5 protein-coding genes are annotated in these 4,249 nt (G+C 65.7%); all 5 read right to left on the reverse strand.

All coding sequences use genetic code 11. The annotated features are described in order from the left end of the window. Positions 1-5 precede the first annotated feature (5 nt). The gene (locus tag D6682_07185) at positions 6-371 is read right to left on the reverse strand and encodes a MerR family transcriptional regulator (GenBank protein ID RMH50328.1); all 366 of its coding nucleotides are present in this window, start codon (positions 369-371) and stop codon (positions 6-8) included. Positions 372-460: 89 nt separating this feature from the next. Continuing rightward, entirely contained in the window at positions 461-739 is a 279-nt protein-coding gene (locus D6682_07190) for an integration host factor subunit alpha (protein RMH50325.1), read from the reverse strand. Between the two features lie 195 nt (positions 740-934). Continuing rightward, positions 935-2,533 (reverse strand): GAF domain-containing protein, encoded by a 1,599-nt coding sequence (locus D6682_07195; protein ID RMH50329.1) that lies wholly within the window; start codon positions 2,531-2,533, stop codon positions 935-937. A 133-nt stretch (positions 2,534-2,666) separates the two neighbouring features. Then, the gene (gene amrS, locus D6682_07200; protein ID RMH50326.1) at positions 2,667-3,710 is read right to left on the reverse strand and encodes an AmmeMemoRadiSam system radical SAM enzyme; all 1,044 of its coding nucleotides are present in this window, start codon (positions 3,708-3,710) and stop codon (positions 2,667-2,669) included. Next, positions 3,700-4,249, reverse strand: a 550-nt coding sequence (amrA, locus tag D6682_07205) for an AmmeMemoRadiSam system protein A (protein RMH50327.1), incomplete at its 5' end; no start/stop codon positions are given. The genes amrS and amrA, both read right to left, overlap by 11 nt.

Consider the following 4,249-nt stretch of genomic DNA (forward strand, 5'->3'; position numbering starts at 1 on the left):
CACGGCTACACCTCAAGCATCGCGCGCGCATCCAACAGCATGCCGCGCAGCAGCCGCAACCGCCGGCGGATTCCAACGCCGTAGAGCGGTGCGGCATCGCTCCTGGCCAACTGTTTGCGTGCCCCGCGGATGGTAAAGTTCATCGTATGGAGCAGATGGCGGATCAGCAGCACGAGATAGACATCCCTGCGCCGGTAGCGGCGCCGGTTGCCGCCCCATTTCTCCGGTCGAAGTTGATGGAACTCCGTCTCCCAATAGCGCAGCACGTGCGGTTCCACCCGGCAGATCTCACTGACCTCACTGATCGAGAAGAAGACCTTCTCCTCCAGATCGGGCAGAGGTACGCCGGCCCTGAGCAGACGCCGGGCGATCGGATCACGATCCGCCACAGCCTGCCCCTGTCGCAATGCGCGGGAAACGACCGGTTCCGGCCCGCTGGAAGGCCATCACCCCATCGAACCTACTTGCCGTTGATGCGGTTCTTCATGATCGGGCTGGCGCGAAAGGTCACCACGCGCCGCGGGCTGATCATGATCTCCTCGCCGGTCTTCGGATTGCGCCCGATGCGCGCCCCCTTGTCCCGCAGCGCGAAGTGGCCGAATCCGGAGAGCTTGACATCCTCCCCTCCCTCGAGCGTCCGCCGGATGGTTTCGAGCACATCATCCACCAGCTGCGCCGACTCCGATTTGGAAATCCCGATCCGCCGATAGACGGCCTTGACGATATCTGCTTTTGTCACAACAAACCCACTTGATTCAGCTTTTCCTCGGCATCTTGCGGACCCTGCCGGGGCGGCGGCCACATCCCCTCCTGTGGCATCAGGCCCTACGGGCACAGCGCGCACCGTAGCGACAAAACCCTTCGATCTCAACCAACTGGGGGAACCATAGCAGTGCGCCGACCCATGTCAAAGCTCCGCGACGGCCCCCACATACTAATCGACGTCGATCAGCTTCGGATCGAGATTTTTCCGCGCATAGGCGAGGTAGACCTTGCGCCGGACGAACTCGTCGAACAGGTCGCCGTCGATGTGCCGCTCCTCCTTCATGGCGCGCATGATCCGCAACACCTGCGAGAGCTTCAACCCCTCCTTGTACGGGCGATCGCAGGCGGTAAGCGCCTCGAAGATATCGGCGATGCCCAGAATCCGCGCCTGCACCGACATCTGTTCGCGTGTCAGCCCCATAGGATAGCCGGTACCGTCCATCTTCTCGTGGTGGCCGCCGGCGATCTCCGGCACCCGCTTGAGGTGCTCGGGGAAGGGCAAACCGCGCAACATCTTGATCGTCTGGACGATATGGTCGTTGATGATCTGCCGCTCCTCGGGCAACAGCGTCCCCTTGGCGATGTTGAGGTTGCGCACCTCGTCGTCGCTGAGCAGAGGGAGGGTGCCGCCGCCCTGCAGCGGGATTTGCCGCTCCCCGATCCGTCGGATCCGCTCCTGATCCTCTTCCGACATGAACTCGCCGCCCTTGTTGCACCTGCGCACGAACTCCTGCTCCTCGTTCAGCCGCTCCACCTCCCGGGAGAGCGCCTCCTCATCGACGTCCACCCCTTGCTGCAGCGCCTTGCGCAACGCCCGGATCTCCGCCTCCTTGCGCGCCAACTCGAACTTCGCATCGACCAGCGCGATGCGATCGAAGATCGTCTCCAGCTTGGTGCCCTTGTCCACGATGTGGACCGGTGTGGTGATCTTGCCGCAATCGTGCATCATGCTGGCGATCTTCATCTCGTAGCGCTCTTCCGCACTGAGGCGGAAGTCGGCGAACGGGCCGTCCTCCGCCTCGGAGACGGCGTCGGCCAGCATCAACGCGATCTCCGGCACCCGCCGGCAATGGCCGCCGGTGTAGGGCGACTTGGCGTCGATCGCGCCGGAGATGACATCGATGAACGATTCCAGCAGCTGTTTGAGCTCGTCCATCAGCTGCCGGTTGGTGATCGCCACCGCCGCCTGCGAGGCGAGCGACTCGGCCAGCTTCTGATCCTCCCGGGAGAAGGCGACGATCCGTCCCTCAGCATCCTTGGCGTTGATCAACTGCAGCACCCCGATGACCTCGCGGCGCTGGTTGGTCATCGGCACGGTGAGAAACGATTGGGATCGGTAGCCGGTGCGCGCGTCGAATGCGCGCGTGCCACTGAAGTTGAACCCTTTTGCGTTATAGGCGTCGGCGATGTTGATCGTCTCGCCATGCACCGCCGCATGGACGGCGACCAGGTTGTCGTTGGGGCTTCCGTCCTCCCGATAGAGCGGGATCGGCGCCATCGGGATCTTGTCGCCCCCATCCCCGCCCATGCGGATCTCGAGGGTGTCGTTCTGTACCACGACGAAACGGAGCCGCTGCGCGTCGTCGACCTGGTAGAGGGTGCCGCCGTCGGCACCGGTCAGCTCACGTGCGCCGTTCATGATCTTTTCGAGCAAACGCTGGTGATCGCTCTCGGCGGAGAGCAGTACGCCGATCTCGTTGAGCCGGTCGATGCGGCGAAGAAGATTGTCCGAGGCCGATGGCCCCACCTGATCACAGGAAGCCGGCATGTTGATCACACCGCAAAAGATCCGTCCATGGACCTTTTGCTTGACGGAGAATCGAGGCGTGCAATCGGCCCGTCCACGCATGACAGGAGCCCCAGAGCGGATGCAGCAAACGGTAACGACACGATCGACAAAGTCACCACCGTCCCGGAATCTCCCTGCCGCAGCGCCGGCAACAGCCACGCGCATCGAGCTGATCCCGTCGGGTGGCGTAGCCGGCGCGCGCAATGAGCAGCGCGCCGCAGCCGGGGCAGAAGGTAGAGGAGCCATCCGGATCGAGCACATTACCGAGATAGACAAAGTGCAGCCCGCTCTCCAGCGCGATCTCACGTGCTGCGCGCAGCGTGGCATGCGGTGTCGGCGGCGGATCGCGCATGCGCCAGTCGGGATGGAAGGCGGTGAAATGGAGCGGCGTATCGGCTCCGAGGTGGTCCACCACCCAGCGGCAAAGAGCGCGCAGCTCCTCCGTGCCGTCGTTGCGGCCCGGGATCAGCAGCGTGGTCACCTCCAGCCAGGTGTCGTGCCGCTCGCGGATCCGCACCAGCGTGTCGAGCACCGGCGTCAGCCGGCCGGAGCAGAGCTTGCGGTAGAAGTCTTCGGAGAAGGCCTTGAGGTCGATGTTGGCCGCATCCATGTGGGAGAAGAACAGATCGGCCGGCTCGGGGTGGATGTAGCCCGCCGAGACCGCCACCGTCTCGATGCCCCGCTCCCGGCAGGCGGCGGCGCAATCGACCACATACTCGATGAAGGTGACCGGATCGGTGTAGGTGAAGGCCACGCTGCGGCAGCCGTGGCGCAGGGCAAGCCCGGCCACCTGCTCCGGCGTCGCCCGCTGCAGCAGCCGATCCATGTCCCGGCTCTTGGAGATGTCCCAGTTCTGGCAGAAACGGCAGGCCAGATTGCAGCCGGTCGCCCCGAAGGAGAGGACGGTGGAGGCGGGGTGGAAGTGGTTGAGCGGCTTCTTCTCGATCGGATCGACGGCGAAGCCGGAGGCGCGGCCGTAGCTGGTCAGCCAGAGCGCATCGCCGCTGCGTCGGCGCACGAAACAAAGGCCGCGCTGCCCCTCGCGCAGCCGGCATTCGCGCGGACAGAGATCGCACTGGATCCGGCCATCGTCGAGCCGGTGCCAGAAGCCGGCCGGATGGCCGACAGCGGCGGCCGCCGCAGGTTCAGCGGTCACCGCGCGCCTCCCGGTACTTCTCCACCTGATAGCGGGCCCAAACCAGCTCGCGATCGTCGGTGGAGGGATCAATACCCGCCTTCAACTTCAGCTGCGCGAGGAAGAGATCGAGCCCGGGCAGCTGCTCCCACACCTGCGGCAGGAAGGTGGCCCGCCGCCCGAGGGCATCGCGCACGATCAGGCCGTCGATCCCCGGGCGGACGACGGCGGCGAGCTCCGCCCGCCCCATGCGCGGCAACGACTCCGGCGGAGTGAGCAGCGACACCTCCACCCGGATGCGGGGCAGCTCGTCGACCGCAAGCGGTGGAAAGCGCGGATCCTCGAACGCCGCAGCCTGGGCATTGGCCTGCACATCGTCGACCAGCGGGCGCCACGCCTCCAGCGTGCCGATGCAGCCGCGCAGCGCCCCCCGCGCCGTGGTCAAGGTGACGAAACTGGCCCCCGGCGCACGCCAGGCCGGAGCGATCTCCGGCGCAGCGCACGCCACCCCCAACCGCCGGGCGATCGCCGCGCGGGCCAGTGCCGGCAGCCGATCGTTC

The organism is Zetaproteobacteria bacterium (assembly GCA_003696765.1).
Classification (GTDB): Bacteria; Pseudomonadota; Zetaproteobacteria; order Mariprofundales; family J009; genus RFFX01.